This is a genomic window from Dyella sp. KRB-257, from assembly GCF_049445995.1.
GTDB lineage: Bacteria > Pseudomonadota > Gammaproteobacteria > Xanthomonadales > Rhodanobacteraceae > Dyella_A.
This window is the reverse complement of record NZ_JBMSDZ010000023.1, coordinates 1-14,295: the sequence shown is the minus strand read 5'-3', so window position 1 is coordinate 14,295 and position 14,295 is coordinate 1. Positions and strand designations below refer to the sequence as shown.

General features: G+C 70.9%; 7 protein-coding genes. 4 read left to right on the top strand and 3 right to left on the bottom strand.

Features of this window, described 5'->3' with window-relative positions; translation table 11 throughout:
* Positions 1-101 precede the first annotated feature (101 nt).
* The gene (locus ACO2Q2_RS14710; RefSeq protein WP_423256670.1) at positions 102-1,445 is read right to left on the bottom strand and encodes a S41 family peptidase; all 1,344 of its coding nucleotides are present in this window, start codon (positions 1,443-1,445) and stop codon (positions 102-104) included.
* A 284-nt stretch (positions 1,446-1,729) separates the two neighbouring features.
* Positions 1,730-2,923, bottom strand: coding sequence for a murein hydrolase activator EnvC family protein (locus ACO2Q2_RS14705; protein WP_423256668.1), 1,194 nt, complete (start codon positions 2,921-2,923; stop codon positions 1,730-1,732).
* Between the two features lie 242 nt (positions 2,924-3,165).
* Here ACO2Q2_RS14705 and gltB point away from each other — a divergent pair, with 242 nt between their 5' ends.
* Both gltB and ACO2Q2_RS14695 read left to right on the top strand, forming a co-directional pair.
* A complete protein-coding gene (gltB, locus tag ACO2Q2_RS14700; RefSeq protein WP_423256728.1) occupies positions 3,166-7,587 on the top strand; it encodes a glutamate synthase large subunit in 4,422 nt (1,473 codons plus the stop codon).
* Between the two features lie 364 nt (positions 7,588-7,951).
* The gene (locus ACO2Q2_RS14695; RefSeq protein ID WP_423256666.1) at positions 7,952-9,382 is read left to right on the top strand and encodes an FAD-dependent oxidoreductase; all 1,431 of its coding nucleotides are present in this window, start codon (positions 7,952-7,954) and stop codon (positions 9,380-9,382) included.
* A 146-nt stretch (positions 9,383-9,528) separates the two neighbouring features.
* Here ACO2Q2_RS14695 and ACO2Q2_RS14690 read toward each other — a convergent pair whose 3' ends face one another.
* Positions 9,529-10,872, bottom strand: a complete 1,344-nt coding sequence (locus ACO2Q2_RS14690) for a hypothetical protein (protein ID WP_423256664.1) — start codon at positions 10,870-10,872, stop codon at positions 9,529-9,531.
* A gap of 363 nt (positions 10,873-11,235) precedes the next feature.
* Here ACO2Q2_RS14690 and ACO2Q2_RS14685 point away from each other — a divergent pair, with 363 nt between their 5' ends.
* Complete coding sequence (locus ACO2Q2_RS14685) at positions 11,236-12,000, top strand: NRDE family protein (protein WP_423256662.1); 765 nt, start codon at positions 11,236-11,238, stop codon at positions 11,998-12,000.
* 340 nt (positions 12,001-12,340) lie between these two features.
* Complete coding sequence (gene ligB, locus ACO2Q2_RS14680; protein WP_423256660.1) at positions 12,341-14,101, top strand: NAD-dependent DNA ligase LigB; 1,761 nt, start codon at positions 12,341-12,343, stop codon at positions 14,099-14,101.
* Positions 14,102-14,295: the final 194 nt, after the last annotated feature.

The window sequence follows — 14,295 nt, the reverse complement described above, 5'->3', positions numbered from 1 at the left end:
TCCTACCGGGGCGTGTAGGAGCGCACCCTGTGCGCGAAAGGCCTCGGGCTCCGTTGCCGCATCGGTCGCCCACAGGGTGGGCTCCTACCGACAATGCGGGTTCAATGCGCTGCCCGATGGTTCAGCGCCAGCCCCTTGAGCACGTTGAGCGCCTGCGACAGCGCGTAGTCCTGGGTGGCGAGCCTGGCGTTCTCGGCGCTGCCGTCGTTGTTGATGTCCTTCGGCGCGCTGCCGTCCTCGTTGGCGAGATGGTGGCTGAGGTCGGCCTCGGAGGTGATCAGCTGCGGGCCGCTGTCGGCCCTGTTCACGGTGAGGTCGGCCAGCGCGATGTCGGGCTTGATGCCCTCGGCCTGGATCGAGGTGCCGCTGGGCGTGTAGTAGCGCGCGGTGGTGATCTTCACCGCGTGGTCGGCGTCCAGCGGCAGCACGGTCTGCACCACGCCCTTGCCGAAGGTGCGCCTGCCGATGATCAGGGCGCGATGGTTGTCCTTCAGCGCACCGGAAACGATTTCCGCCGCCGACGCGGTGCCGTTGTCCACCAGCACCACCAGCGGCGCGCCGTTGAGCAGGTCGCCCGGATGCGCGCTGAAGCTCATGTTGGCGTCGGCCAGCCGGCCGCGCGTGGTGACGATGGTGCCGGCGTCGAGCAGGTCGTCGCTCACCGCCACGGCGGCAGTGAGCAGGCCGCCGGGATTGGAGCGCAGGTCGAGCACCGCGCCCTTGGGCTGGCCGTATCTGGCGATCAGCGCGCCGAGCTTCTTCTCCAGGTCCGGCGCGGTGTTTTCCTGGAACTGGCTGATGCGGATGTACGCGTAGCCGGGCTCGATTTCCCGCGTGCGCACGCTGGTGACGGAAATCTTCTCGCGCACCAGCGGCAGGTCGATCAGCTGGTCGCTCTTATCGTGCACGATGGTGAGGGTGATCTTGCTGCCGGGTTCGCCGCGCAGGTCCTTGAACATCGCGTCGATGTTCTCCGCGGTCACCGGCTTGCCGTCGATCCTGACGATGGTGTCGCCGGCCTTGATGCCCGCGCGCGCGGCCGGCGTGTCGTCGATCGGCGAGACGATGCGCAGCTGGCCGTCCTGCTCGATCACCTCGATGCCCAGGCCGCTGTAGGCACCGGTGGTGTCCTCGGTGAGTGCGGCCAGGCCGTCCTTGTCCAGGTATTCGCTGTGCGGATCGAGTCCGGCCAGCATGCCGCTGATGGCGGCCTTCATCAGCGTCTTGTTGTCGACCTTCTCCACATAGGCCTGGCGCACCACCTCGAACACGCGGCTGAAATTGCGGATGTCCTTCAGGTCCACCGGATCGGGCGTGCCGGCGACCGGGCCCGTGGCGGCCGGTGCCGCGGCGGCGCTCGACGGTGCGGCGGGCAGGTCCTGGCCACGGGCCAGCGGCACGGCCAGCAGGAGGGCGATCAGGCCGCAGGCGGGGGAACGACGCATGGGGAAACTCCGGACGATCGAGGCGGGGCGCGTGGGGGCTTGGACCGCCGGCAGCGGCGGTAATTCCCGCCTCCCGCGAGCGTGCAACACCGCACTAGGAGCGTGGACCGTAGAAACTTTGGGTAGCGAGATTGGGCTATCGCCATAGGATGCGTCTATCGGAGGGTGCGCATAGTCACACTATGTAAGCCCGACGAGAGGCGCAGCCTATGGATGAGAGCACAATCGCAGCCCAAAGATTTCTACGGCCCACGCTCCTAGCCTGCGTTGCCGCACGGGTGGCGTCAACGATGGCTGGCCAGCCAGCTGCGCGGGTCCACCGGCTTGTTGCCGTGGCGCAGCTCGAAGTAGGCGCCGGTGTTGACCCCGGTGGGCGCCATCGCGGTGCCCACCGGCTCGCCCGCCTCGACCGTGTCGCCGACCCGGTGCAGCAGCGCCTCGTTGTTGCCGTACATGCTCATCCAGCCGCCGCCGTGGTCGAGGATCACCAGCATGCCGTAGCCGCGCAGGAAGTTGGCGAACACCACCCGGCCTTTCGCCACCGCATGCACTTCGCTGCCGCCCGGCGCCTTGATCAGCACGCCGTTGCCGTAGCTGTGCACCGCGCCGGAGGTCGGCCACGGCAGGTTGCCGCGGATGTTGGCCAGCATCGGGGCCTTGCCGCCGCTGGGGGCCGCGCGGCCGCCGTGCGTGCGTGCGGCCGCGCGGGCCGCCTGGTCGATCACCGCCTGCAGCCTGCTCACCAGCGACGTGAGTGCGGCCTCGTCGCGCCTGAGGGCGGCCAGCCGCGCGGCCTCGTTCCGGTAGGTGGCATCGATCTGCTCGGCCAGCTTCTGCTGTTCGGAACGCCGCGCCGCCAGCGCCTTCGCCTGTTCGACCTGTCGTGCCCGGGTGGCCTGCAGCGCCTGCTGCTCGGCGGTGATGGCGTTCTCCACGTCCTGCAATTTGGTGAGGTCGCCCATCAGCTGTTGCACGCGCTGCAGGCGGTCGCGCTGGAAGTATTTCGAATAGGCCAGTGCGCGGGCGATGCGCGCCACGTCCTCGTCGCCCAGCAGCAGGCGCAGGTCCGAACCCTGGCCGAGCGCGTAGGTGGCGCGCAGCAGGTCGGCGATGGCGGCCTTCTGTCGGTCCAGCTTCGTCTGCAGTGCTGATCGTTGCTGCTGCAACTGTTCCAGGTCGTGCTGGCTGGCGGCGATCTGCGCCTCGGTGGCACGTACGGCGCTGGCGGCACTGGCGAGCGCACGGGCGCGCCTGGCCAGCTCGGCATTCACGCGGTCGCGTTCGCTGGCGGTGGCTTCCTGCGCCCTGGCCAGCGCCTCCATGCGGCTGCGCACGTCGTCCAGCCTGTGCTCGGCACGGGTTTTCTCGGCGGCGCTCTGGCCGCCGCGCCGGGCCTGGGCGGGCGGCGCGGCGAGGAGCATGACGAGACTGGCCAGACACAGCGGGAGCAGCAGGCGGAGGTGGGCGGGTGGGGGCATGGTCCCGATTATCACCGAGCGTTGCCGCGGCGGCGAGGCGGCGACCTCGGTTGCGCCGCCCGGTTGTCGCGTTTTTCGTTTGGACGCCCAAATGCCTTTGACGCGTCGCATCAAATGTGCGTACAGTCGGACTGCACGTCTTGTCAATTGCCTGCAGCGCGTGCGCTGCAGGCGTTGGTGTCCCCAACGGTTTCATTGAACGAACAAGGGAGGCGACCTTGCACCAGCAGGTTACGCCGCGCATGTACGACGCGAGTTTCGAACACGACAGCTGCGGCTTCGGCCTGGTGTCGCAGGTGGACGGGCGCGCCAGCGCCTGGGTGGTGGACACCGCGTTTGCGGCGCTCGCCAGACTCTCCCACCGCGGCGGCGTCAACGCCGACGGTATCAGCGGCGACGGCTGCGGCGTGCTGCTGCACCGGCCGCAGCCGTGGCTGCGCGCGCTGGCGAAGGAAGCCGGCATCGCGCTGGGCGAGCGCTTCGCCGCCGGCGTGGTGTTCCTCGATCCGGCCGGCGGCGACGCGGCGGCGGTGCAACTGGAGCGCCACCTGCGCGAAGAGGGCGTGGAGCCTGCCGGCTGGCGCGAGGTGGCGGTGAACGCCGAGGCGTGCGGACCACTGGCCGCGGCGGCGCAGCCGCGGGTACGGCAGATCTTCGTCGAGCCCGCGCACGGCATGGACGAGGGCGCATTCGAACGCGCGCTGTTCCGCGCGCGTCGCCGCGCCGAGCACGCGCTGCGCGAGGATGGGCATTTTTACGTGATCACGCTGTCGGCCGAGGTCGTCGGCTACAAGGCGATGGCCGCGCCCGGCCGCCTGCGCGAGGTCTATCCGGACCTGCTGCATCCGGCGCTCGCCGCCGACGCGGTGGTGTTCCACCAGCGTTTCTCCACCAACACCATGCCGCAGTGGCGACTGGCGCAGCCGTTCCGCCTGCTGGCGCACAACGGCGAGATCAACACCATCCGCGCCAACCGCCGCTGGATGCAGGCGCGCGAGTCGGTCCTGCGCTCGCCGCTGCTGGAGCTGTCCGACCTCGGTCCGCTGGTGCGTCAGACCGGCTCCGATTCGGAGAGCCTGGACAATGCGCTGGAAGTGCTGCTTGCCGGCGGGCTCGACCTGCTCGCCGCGATGCGCGTGCTGGTGCCGCCGGCGTTCGCCGCGCGCGAGGGCATCGACGAGGATCTGGCGGCGTTCTACGAGTACTACGCACTGCACAGCGAGCCGTGGGACGGTCCGGCCGGGCTGGTGATGTGCGATGGCCATTACGCCGCCTGCACGCTGGACCGCAACGGCCTGCGCCCGGCGCGCTGGGCGCTGTCGGCCGACAACCACCTGATCGTCGCTTCCGAGGCCGGCCTGTGGGACGTGCCCTCGTCGCAGGTGGTCGCCAAGGGCCGGCTGGCGCCGGGCGAGATGATCGCGGTCGACCTGAAGGCGCACCGCCTGCTGCGCGACGCCGACATCGACGCCATCAACCGCGCGCGCGCGCCGTTCCGCGACTGGCTGCGCGCGGGCGTGAGCTATCTCGAATCGGACCTGATCGATCCCTCGCTGGCGGCCGAACCGCTGCCGCCGGACGAACTGCACCGCTACCAGAAGCTCTACGGCCTGACCCGCGAGGAGCGCGAGTCGGTGCTCAAGGTGCTGGCCGATCTGGAGGCCGAGGCCACCGGCTCGATGGGCGACGACACGCCGATCGCGGCGATGTCGCGCCAGGTGCGTCCGCTGTTCGACCGCTTCCGCCAGGCCTTCGCCCAGGTCACCAACCCGCCGATCGATCCGCTGCGCGAAAAGCTGGTGATGTCGCTGGTGACCCAGCTCGGCCCCGAAGGCAACGTGTTCGACTTCAAGCCGGAGAACGCGAAGCAGACGCTGATCAACTCGCCCGTCCTCAGCCAGCGCAAGCTGCGCCAGCTGCTGGCGCTGCCGCAGTTCGCCGGCACGCCGCGCTTCGACCTGATGTACGCGCCGGAGGAAGGCCTGGAGCAGGCGCTGCGCCGGCTGTGCCGCGAGGTGGCGCAGAGCGTGCGCGACGGCCAGGTGCTGGTGTTCCTCAGCGATCGCTACCCCGAGCGCGGCAAGCTGCCGATCCACGCGCTGCTGGCCACCGGCGCGGTGCACGCGCACCTGATCGACGAGGGGCTGCGCTGCCAGTGCAACCTGATCGTGGAAACCGCCACGCCGCGCGATCCGCACCAGTTCGCCTGCCTGATCGGCTTCGGCGCCACCGCGATCTATCCGTGGCTGGCCTACCAGAGCCTGTTCGAGCTCGGTCGCCAGGGCCACATCGACGCCGACCGCGCCGAGGTGGGCCGCAGCTACCGCCGCGGCATCCGCAAGGGCCTGCTGAAGATCCTTTCCAAGATGGGCATCTCCACCATCGCCGGCTACCGCGGCGCGCAGCTGTTCGAGATCGTCGGACTGGCACCGGAAGTGGTCGAGCTGTGCTTCCCCGGCACGCCCTCGCGCATCGGCGGCGCCACCTTTGAGGATCTTGAGCACGACCAGCGCCTGCTCGCCGCCGAGGCGTGGGACGAGGCGTTGCCGCTGCGTGCCGGCGGCCTGTACAAGTACATGCACGGCGGCGAGTACCACATGTACAACCCCGACGTGATCGCCACGCTGCAGCAGGCGGTGCGCAGCGGCGAGGCGACCGACTATCGCGCCTACGCCGATCACGTCGACCATCGCCCGCCGTCGGCGCTGCGCGACCTGCTCGGGCCGCAGCCGCTGGGCGCGCCGGTCCCACTGGACGAGGTCGAGCCGGTGGAGGCGATCCTCAAGCGCTTCGACTCGGCCGGCATGTCGCTGGGCGCGCTGTCGCCGGAGGCGCACGAGGCGCTGGCGATCGCCATGAACCGGCTCGGCGCGCGTTCCAACTCGGGCGAGGGCGGCGAGGATCCCGCCCGCTACGGCACCGAGAAGATGTCCAAGATCAAGCAGGTCGCGTCGGGCCGCTTCGGTGTCACCCCGCACTACCTGGTCAACGCCGAGGTGCTGCAGATCAAGGTGGCGCAGGGCGCCAAGCCCGGCGAGGGCGGCCAGCTGCCCGGCCACAAGGTCGACGCCACCATCGCCCGGCTGCGCTACGCCAAGCCCGGCATCGGCCTGATCTCGCCGCCGCCGCACCACGACATCTACTCGATCGAGGATCTCGCCGAGCTGATCCACGACCTGAAGGAAGTGAACCCCGAGGCGCTGGTCTCGGTGAAGCTGGTCAGCCACGCCGGCGTGGGCACCGTGGCGGCGGGCGTGGTCAAGGCGGGTGCCGACCTGATCACCGTGTCCGGCCACGACGGCGGCACCGGCGCCAGCCCGCTCACCTCCATCAAGTACGCCGGCACGCCGTGGGAGCTCGGCCTGGCCGAGACGCAGCAGACGCTGCGCCGCAACGAGCTGCGCGGCCGCGTGCGGCTGCAGACCGACGGCGGCCTGAAGACCGGCCTGGACGTGATCAAGGCGGCGATGCTCGGCGCCGAGAGCTTCGGCTTTGGCACCGGCCCGATGGTGGCGCTGGGCTGCAAGTACCTGCGCATCTGCCACCTCAACAACTGCGCCACCGGCGTGGCCACCCAGCATCCGGTGCTGCGCAAGGATCACTTCATCGGCCTGCCCGAAATGGTGATGAACTACTTCCGCTTCGTGGCGGAGGACGTGCGCGCGCGGCTGGCGGAACTGGGCGCGCGCTCGATCGAGGAGATCGTCGGGCGCACCGACCTGCTGCGCCAGCTCGAAGGCACCACGCCCGTGCAGCACCGGCTCGACCTCTCGCCGCTGATCGACGGCCGTGGCCTGAGCGCCAGCGCGGACGCGGCCTGCACGCTGGCGCGCAACCCGATGCGCGACCCCGCCGCGCTGGCCTCGCGGATCAGCGCCGACACCCGCGACGCCGTGCTCGGCAAGCACGGCGGCCGCTTCGAATACGCCATCGCCAACACCGACCGCGCGATCGGTGCACGGCTGTCCGGCGAGGTGGCCCGCGCGCACGGCGACCACGGCATGGACGCATCGCCGATCACGCTCGCGCTCACCGGCGCCGCCGGACAGAGCCTGGGCGCGTGGAATGCCGGCGGCGTGCACATCGACCTGGTCGGCGAGGCCAACGACGGCGTCGGCAAGGGCATGGCCGGCGGCCGCATCATCGTGCGGCCGCCGGCCGACTCGCCGTTCGCCAGCCAGGACGCCTCGATCATCGGCAACACCTGCCTGTACGGCGCCACCGACGGCGAGCTGTTCGCCGCCGGCCGCGCCGGCGAGCGCTTCGCGGTGCGCAACTCCGGCGCGCTGGCGGTGGTGGAAGGCGCCGGTGACCACTGCTGCGAGTACATGACCGGCGGCGTGGTGGCGGTGCTGGGCAAGGTCGGCCTCAACTTCGGCGCGGGCATGACCGGCGGCTTCGCCTACGTGCTCGATCTGGAGCGCGATTTCGTCGACTGCTACAACCACGAGCTGGTCGACATCCTGCGCATCTCGCCGGAGGGCATGGAGAACTACATGCAGCACCTGCGCCAGCTGGTGACGCGCCACGTGGAATACACCGGCAGCGCCTGGGGCCGGCAGATCCTGCGCGACTTCCGCGGCCTGCAGTACAAGTTCTGGCTGGTCAAGCCGAAGGCCGCGAGCCTGGCGGCGCTGGCGGACGAACTGCGGAGCGCGGCGTGAGGCGCGCTTCGCTGTGGCCAGGGAATGGGGAATCGGGAATCGGGAATGGCAAGAGCGGGCAACAGCCGCCGGCCTCCCCGGCGCTGTCATTCCCGCGAACGCGGGAGGTGCTTTTCAACGGCGAATGCCGGTCATCCATTTTCGGCTCCTGCATCAGAGCACCGTGGATGCCCGCTTTCGCGGGCATGACGTCCGGTGGGGTGAAGGCGTTCAGAGAGAACCGGGTGACTGCGCGGAGCTTGCCGACGCCCCGGAGTCAAGCGTCGGAAGCTACGCGGCATAGGGCACTCGCCCCTCCGCGAAAACCTCCAGCTCGCCAGCTCTCTCGATTCCCGACTCCCGATTCCCTATTCCCGGCCCCCCGATGACCGACAAACTCTTCCAGTTCCTCAACGTGCCGCGACAGCCGCCGCGCACCGTGCCGGTCAACGTGCGCGTGCTGGGCTACGGCGAGATCTCCGGCGATTTCGCCACCAGGGAGGCGGGCACCCAGGCCGAGCGCTGCATCGATTGCGGCAATCCGTACTGCGAGCACGCCTGCCCGGTGCACAACTACATCCCCAACTGGCTCAAGCTGGTGCAGGACGGCCGCATCATGGAAGCGGCCACGCTGATGCACGAAACCAACCCGCTGCCGGAAATCTGCGGCCGCATCTGCCCGCAGGACCGCCTGTGCGAAGGCGCCTGCACGCTGGAGCAGACCGCGTTCGGCGCGGTCACCATCGGCAGCATCGAGCGCTGGGTCACCGACGAGGCGCTGCGCCAGGGCTGGCGACCGGACCTCTCGCACGTGACGGAAACCGGCAGGCGCGTGGCGATCGTCGGCGCCGGGCCGGCGGGCTTGTCCTGTGCCGACCGCCTGCGCCGCGCCGGCATTGCCGCCGACGTCTACGACCGGCAGCGCGAGATCGGCGGCCTGCTGACCTTCGGCATCCCGCCGTTCAAGCTGGAGAAGGACGTGGTGCGCACGCGCCGCACGGTGCTGGAGGAGATGGGCGTGCGCTTCTTGCTGGGGAAGGAAGTGGGTCGCGACATCGAGTTCGGCCAGCTGCTGGACGACTATGACGCGGTGTTCGTCGGCACCGGCGCCTACACCTACGTCGACGGTCAGCTGCCTGGCCGCGAGCTGCACGGCGTGCACGACGCACTGCCGTTCCTGATCGTCAACACCGAGCGCCTGCTGCGCAACGAGCCCTCGCCGATCGACCTCGCCGGCAAGCGCGTGGTGGTGCTGGGCGGCGGCGACACCGGCATGGACTGCGTGCGCACCGCGGTGCGCCTGGGCGCCGCGGCGGTGCGCTGCGTCTACCGCCGCGACGAGGCCAGCATGCCCGGCTCGGCGCGCGAGGTGAAACACGCGCGCGAGGAAGGCGTGGAGTTCGTGTTTCAGCGCCAGCCGCTGGAGATCCTCGACGACGGCCACGGCCACGTGCGCGGCGTGCGGGTGATCGCCACCGAACTGGTGAAGGACGGCCATGGCCGCCCGCGCCCGCAGAACGTGCCGGGCAGCGAGGCGGTGATCGAGGCCGACGTGGTGATCCAGTCGTTCGGCTTCCTGCCCAGTCCGCCGGACTGGCTCAAGGCGCACGGCGTGCAGTTGCACCGCTCCGGTCGCGTGATCACCGGCGAGCACGGCGCGCTGCCGCACCAGACCACCCATCGGCAGATCTTCGCCGGCGGTGACAACGTGCGCGGCGCCGACCTGGTGGTGCGCGCGGTGTACGACGGCCGCGAGGCGGCCGGCTCGATCGCGCGCATGCTGGCCGAGCAGCCGGTGGCGGCCGCGGTCGCATGAGCGCCCGGAGCTTGTGAAGAAAACCACTTCCTGTGGTTTTCTTCCATCGTGAGTCCGGCACCTGTCCGGACTCACTCACGCGGATCAGGCACTTGCGTGTCCGGCCTTCCCTGGCCGGCCTGAGCGGTTGAAAAGTCACAACGTTCTCAGCGTGCCGGAATGCGCACGTTCCGGCGCACCGATACGCGGCCGTCGGCGCCGCTGATGCGCAGCCGGTAGACGCCCGGGCGCAGGTACAGCTCGCCCGCGGTGGCGCCGCGCAAGGGCCGCACCCGGTCGTGCAGTGGCGGCGGGTTCGGCGGCGGATCGAACAGCAGGCGATCGGCGGCGACCGCGTCATCGCCTTCGTTCGCCGGCAGCGCCTCCACCAGGCACGGCCAGCGCTGTGCGCAGGCGGTGTCGCCGCTGACGAAGTACGGCCGGCGCAGTCCCCACAGGCCCAGCCAGGTCGGGCGTTCGCGGCGCAGGCGCGGCGGCGGGAAGAACACGCTGACGTCGTAGCCCGGGCGCAGCGACCACGGCTTGCCGTCACGGTCGACGAACACGAACGGCTGATCGGGGTGGCGCGTGGCCATCGCCGCGGTGTACCACGGGTGGTCCTGCGTGGCCTGCGGATGCGGGATCAGCATGGTCTGCTCCACCGTCAGCGCGTCGATGCCGTCCAGCTGCTGCAGGTACTGCGCCATGCTGCGGCCGCCCAGGTAGGCGCCGCTCTCCTGGATGTGCGCGTAGCCGGCGTTCACCACCAGCCTGGCCCTGGGGTCGCGGCGAAACACGCGGTCGTAGAGGTTGCGCGCCTGCGTCCGCTCGCGCTCGTCCGCGGTGCCGGGCTGGTCCGACTCGTAGGCCACCACGGTGAAGCCGAGCCTGAGCGCGCTGCGCACCATCTCGGCGTAGATCGGTTCGCGGGTGTAGAAGCCGCTGTCGGCGGTGACGTAGCCGCGCTTGGCCAGCGCGTGGTCGTCGCCGTACAGCGTCTCCACCGCAAAGTAGTTGAAGCCCTCGGCGCGCAGCGTGGCCAGCATCGCCACCGTCAGCGTGCGGGTCAGCGGCACGTTGTGCGCCTCGTTGAACAGCACCACCCGGCGACCCCTGGCGAGGCGGGCGATGGCGACGCGCGCGTCCTGCATCCGCCAGCCCGCGGCCAGCGGCGAGGGCGCGTCGTCCGGCTGCGCCGGCTGACCGATGGAGTAGCTGGCCTGCGCGTTCGGGTAGTCGCCGATGAAGCTCTGGTACCAGCTCAGGTACTGGCTGAAGATGATGTTGAACACGCGATCTTCCGCCGGCGCGGCGCTGGCCGCGTCCATCATCACGCGGTACTGGTCCAGCAGATCCTTGCGCCGGGCGGCGGTCGCCATGATCTGCTCGGAGCGTTCGGCGGCGGCGACCTGCGCCGCGCGCCAGGCCGCGTCCTGCTGCGCCGCCGTGGCGCGGGAGGCCAGGGTGAGCATGCCGATCAGCAGCACGGGCAGGGGATGCCAGCGGACCATGTCGTCTCCTCGCCGAGGGCTCGATGCCGGCGGCTGCGACGAGTGTGCATCCGGCGGGCAGCGGGCGAAACCCGACCCATGGCGCCGGGCGTGCAACATCCCCCTGGCACCGGCCCGAGCGGCCGAGACCACTTTCCACGGGGTGGCGGTGTACTTTGAGAGACGCGGCGACTCGCTTCGTGCGATGGCTGGCACGGCAAGCCCCGGCGGGCGGCGACGGAAAGCTCGTCGGCATGATGGATGCGGCATGCGCCTCGCGGGGATGACGAGCAAAATCGGGCCTTCCCCGGATAACGTTGCAAACTCCTGCTCCTCGACGCCTCCTCTCTCGCTCCTCATGCCTCTTCACTCACTCCTCGCCCCATGTGCCTGATCGGTTTCGCCTGGAACGCCCATCCGCGCTGGCGGCTCGTGCTCGCCGGCAATCGCGATGAGTTCCACGGCCGGCCGAGCGCGCCGCTGGCGCGCTGGCCGGATACGACGATGGCGGCCGGGCGGGACCTGGAAGCCGGCGGCACCTGGCTCGGCGTCACCGACGAGGGCCGCTGCGCGGTGGTGACCAACGTGCGCGATCCGCGCGATCCCCAGCTCGGACGCTCGCGCGGCCTGCTCGCACTGGACTACCTCACCGGGCCGCACGACGCGCCCGCCCATGCCGAGCGACTGCAGGCCGAGGCGGCGCACTACCGGCCGTTCAACCTGCTCACCTTCGATGCGCGCGACGGCTTCTACCTCGGCAACCGCCCGGCGCCGCGGCTGCAGCCGATCAGTCCCGGCGTGCACGGCCTGTCCAACGCCGACTTCAATGCGCCGTGGCCGAAGACGCGGGCGCTGATGGACCGGCTGCAGGCCTGGCTCGACACCGATGCGGACGACACCGAACCGCTGTTCGCCGCGCTGGCCGACGAGCGCCAGGCGCCGGACGAGGACTTGCCGGACACCGGCATCGGCCTGGAACGCGAGCGCTGGCTGTCGTCGGCGTTCATCCGCGGCGAGCGTTACGGCACCCGGGCGAGCACGGTGGTGCTGATCGATCGCCGCGGCGCGGGCCGCATCGTCGAGCGGCGGTTCGTTCCGAACGGACGTCCGGACGGCCAGACCGCCTTGCGCTTCGGCACCGCCGACTGAAAGGCCGAGAAAAAATCGCCCACCTGCGGCGACCGTCGCCAAAGGCCCGTGCCGGCGGCGCGCTCGCTGCGGCGGTCGAATTTTTTTTATCAGCCTCTGGGCGCACGCGTCGGTGAACGCTTTAGCCGGCAGGCAGCAGGTGCCTACAGTGCGCCCGGCACGAACCCGCTGTCGGACGCGTCGATGTCCTGACTAGGCTTGCCCGATCGGCGCCGGAGCGCGCCGCGGGAGACACACTATGCGTAGTCCAGCCATGCGTAGTCCAGCAGCCTGTCGGACTTTGCTCGGCCGGGCGGCGAATCCGGCTGCGCGGTCCCGGTTTCCGCCGCTTGGCCGATCCATGGAACCACCATGGGCCGACGAAACGTCGAAAATCCGTCCTCGCCCAGCCGACTTCTCGTCTCGACCAGCAAAGCCCGACAGGCTGCCGGGGATCGCGTTCGTCCTGGGTCTGCTGTGGGTCGTCGCGCCGCTGCATGCGGGCTGTCCCGACTGGCCGCCCGCCCGCGCCCGCGCCGAGCTCGCCGCCCTGCACGATCGCCTCGCCGCGTGGAACCACGCCTATCGGGTGGAAGGCCGCTCGCCGGTGGATGACGCCATCTACGACCAGGCGCTGGTGCAGTTCCGGGTCTGGCGCGCGTGCTTTCCCGCGCAGGCGCCGGCCGAGCTGCCGCACCTGGCCGACGCCGGCGGCAGCGTGCGTGCCCCGGTGGTGCAGACCGGGCTGGCCAAGCTGCCCAGTGCGGATGCCGTGCAGGCGTGGATGCGCTCGCGCGGTGGGCACGACCTGTGGATCCAGCCCAAGGCCGACGGCGTGGCGGTCACCCTGCTGTACGAGCACGGCACGCTGCGCGAGGCGGTGAGCCGCGGCGACGGCGCGCGCGGCTCGGACTGGAGCGCCGCCGTCCGCCGCATCGACGCGGTGCCCAAGACGCTCGCCCACGCGCCGGCGCGCGTGGTGCTGCAGGGCGAGCTGGTGTGGCGCCTGCCCGGCCACGTGCAGGCGCGCGACGGCGGCGCCAACGCCCGCTCGAAGGTGGCCGGCGCACTGGCGCGGGGCGAGCTGGACGACGCCACCGCCGCCCGGATCGGCCTGTTCGTGTGGGACTGGCCGAGCGGGCCGGACGAGATGGCCGCGCGCCTGGCCGGCCTGCGCACGATGGGTCTGGCCGACAGCGCCGCGCTGACCCAGCCGGTGGCGACGCTGGCCGAGGTGACGCGCTGGCGCGAGCGCTGGTATCGCCAGACGCTGCCGTTTGCCGCCGACGGCGTGGTGCTGCGCCAGGGTCAACGACCCTCGGCCAGCCGCTGGCAGGCCGCGCCGCCGGACTGGGCGGTGGCGTGGAAGTACCCGGCCGCACGCGCGCTGGCCACGGTGCGTGGCGTGGATTTCCGCACCGGCCGCAGCGGCCGGGTGAGCGTGGTGCTTGAGCTGGAGCCGGTGCAACTGGACGACCACCGCGTGCAGCGGGTGAGCGTGGGGTCACTGACGCGCTGGCGCCAACTCGACGTGCGGCCCGGCGATCGCGTCAGCGTGTCGCTGGCCGGGCTCACCATCCCGCGCCTGGACGCGGTGGTGTGGCGTACCCGCGAGCGCACACCGGTGCACACGCCGGATACAGGGCACGATGCGCTGAGCTGCTGGCACCCCGATCCGGGTTGCGAAGGGCAGTTCCGTGCGCGGCTGGTGTGGCTGGGCGGCCGCCACGGACTGGACCTCGACGGCGTCGGCCCTGCGCTGTGGCAGCAGCTGATCGATGCCGGACAGGTGCGAAGCCTGCTGGACTGGATGCGCCTGACGCCCGCGCAGTTGGCCACGCTCGATGGCATCGGCGCGGAACGCGCGGCGGCGTTGGGCCGTGCCTTTGCCGCCGCGCACGATGCGGATTTCGGCCGCTGGCTGGCGGCCCTGGCGCCGCCGCCGATGGGCGACGCGCCGGTGCCGGACTGGGCCACGCTGGTCGCCCGCAGCGAGGCGGACTGGCGGCGCATGAATGGCGTTGGCGCCACCGGGGCGAAGCGGCTGCGCGCGTTCTTCGCCAACGAGGACGTGCGGGCGCTGGCGGCGCGCCTGCACGCCGCCGGCGTGGCCGGCTTCTGAGCCGCATTTAGCGGTCGTCGCCGCCGCCGTCCACGTAGTACCAGCGTCCGTCCTCGCGCACGAAGCGGCTCAGAGGGTGTCGACAAAATAATCAGCTTGCGAGTCTGGTAGCAAGGATACGCGCCTCGACCAGCCAAACCCAAGCCACCGGTGCCCATGACGAACGGTCGTGGTGCGCCATCAGGCGGCGGGCG

What these genes read in the sequence shown, in the direction of transcription:
- ACO2Q2_RS14705 (WP_423256668.1), bottom strand. Translation starts at nt 2,923, where the DNA reads ATGCCCCCACCCGCCCACCTCCGCCTGCTGCTCCCGCTGTGTCTGGCC.
- gltB (WP_423256728.1), top strand. Translation starts at nt 3,166, where the DNA reads ATGTACGACGCGAGTTTCGAACACGACAGCTGCGGCTTCGGCCTGGTG.
- ACO2Q2_RS14690 (WP_423256664.1), bottom strand. Translation starts at nt 10,872, where the DNA reads ATGGTCCGCTGGCATCCCCTGCCCGTGCTGCTGATCGGCATGCTCACC.
- ligB (WP_423256660.1), top strand. Translation starts at nt 12,341, where the DNA reads ATGGAACCACCATGGGCCGACGAAACGTCGAAAATCCGTCCTCGCCCA.
- ACO2Q2_RS14695 (WP_423256666.1), top strand. Translation starts at nt 7,952, where the DNA reads ATGACCGACAAACTCTTCCAGTTCCTCAACGTGCCGCGACAGCCGCCG.
- ACO2Q2_RS14685 (WP_423256662.1), top strand. Translation starts at nt 11,236, where the DNA reads ATGTGCCTGATCGGTTTCGCCTGGAACGCCCATCCGCGCTGGCGGCTC.
- ACO2Q2_RS14710 (WP_423256670.1), bottom strand. Translation starts at nt 1,445, where the DNA reads ATGCGTCGTTCCCCCGCCTGCGGCCTGATCGCCCTCCTGCTGGCCGTG.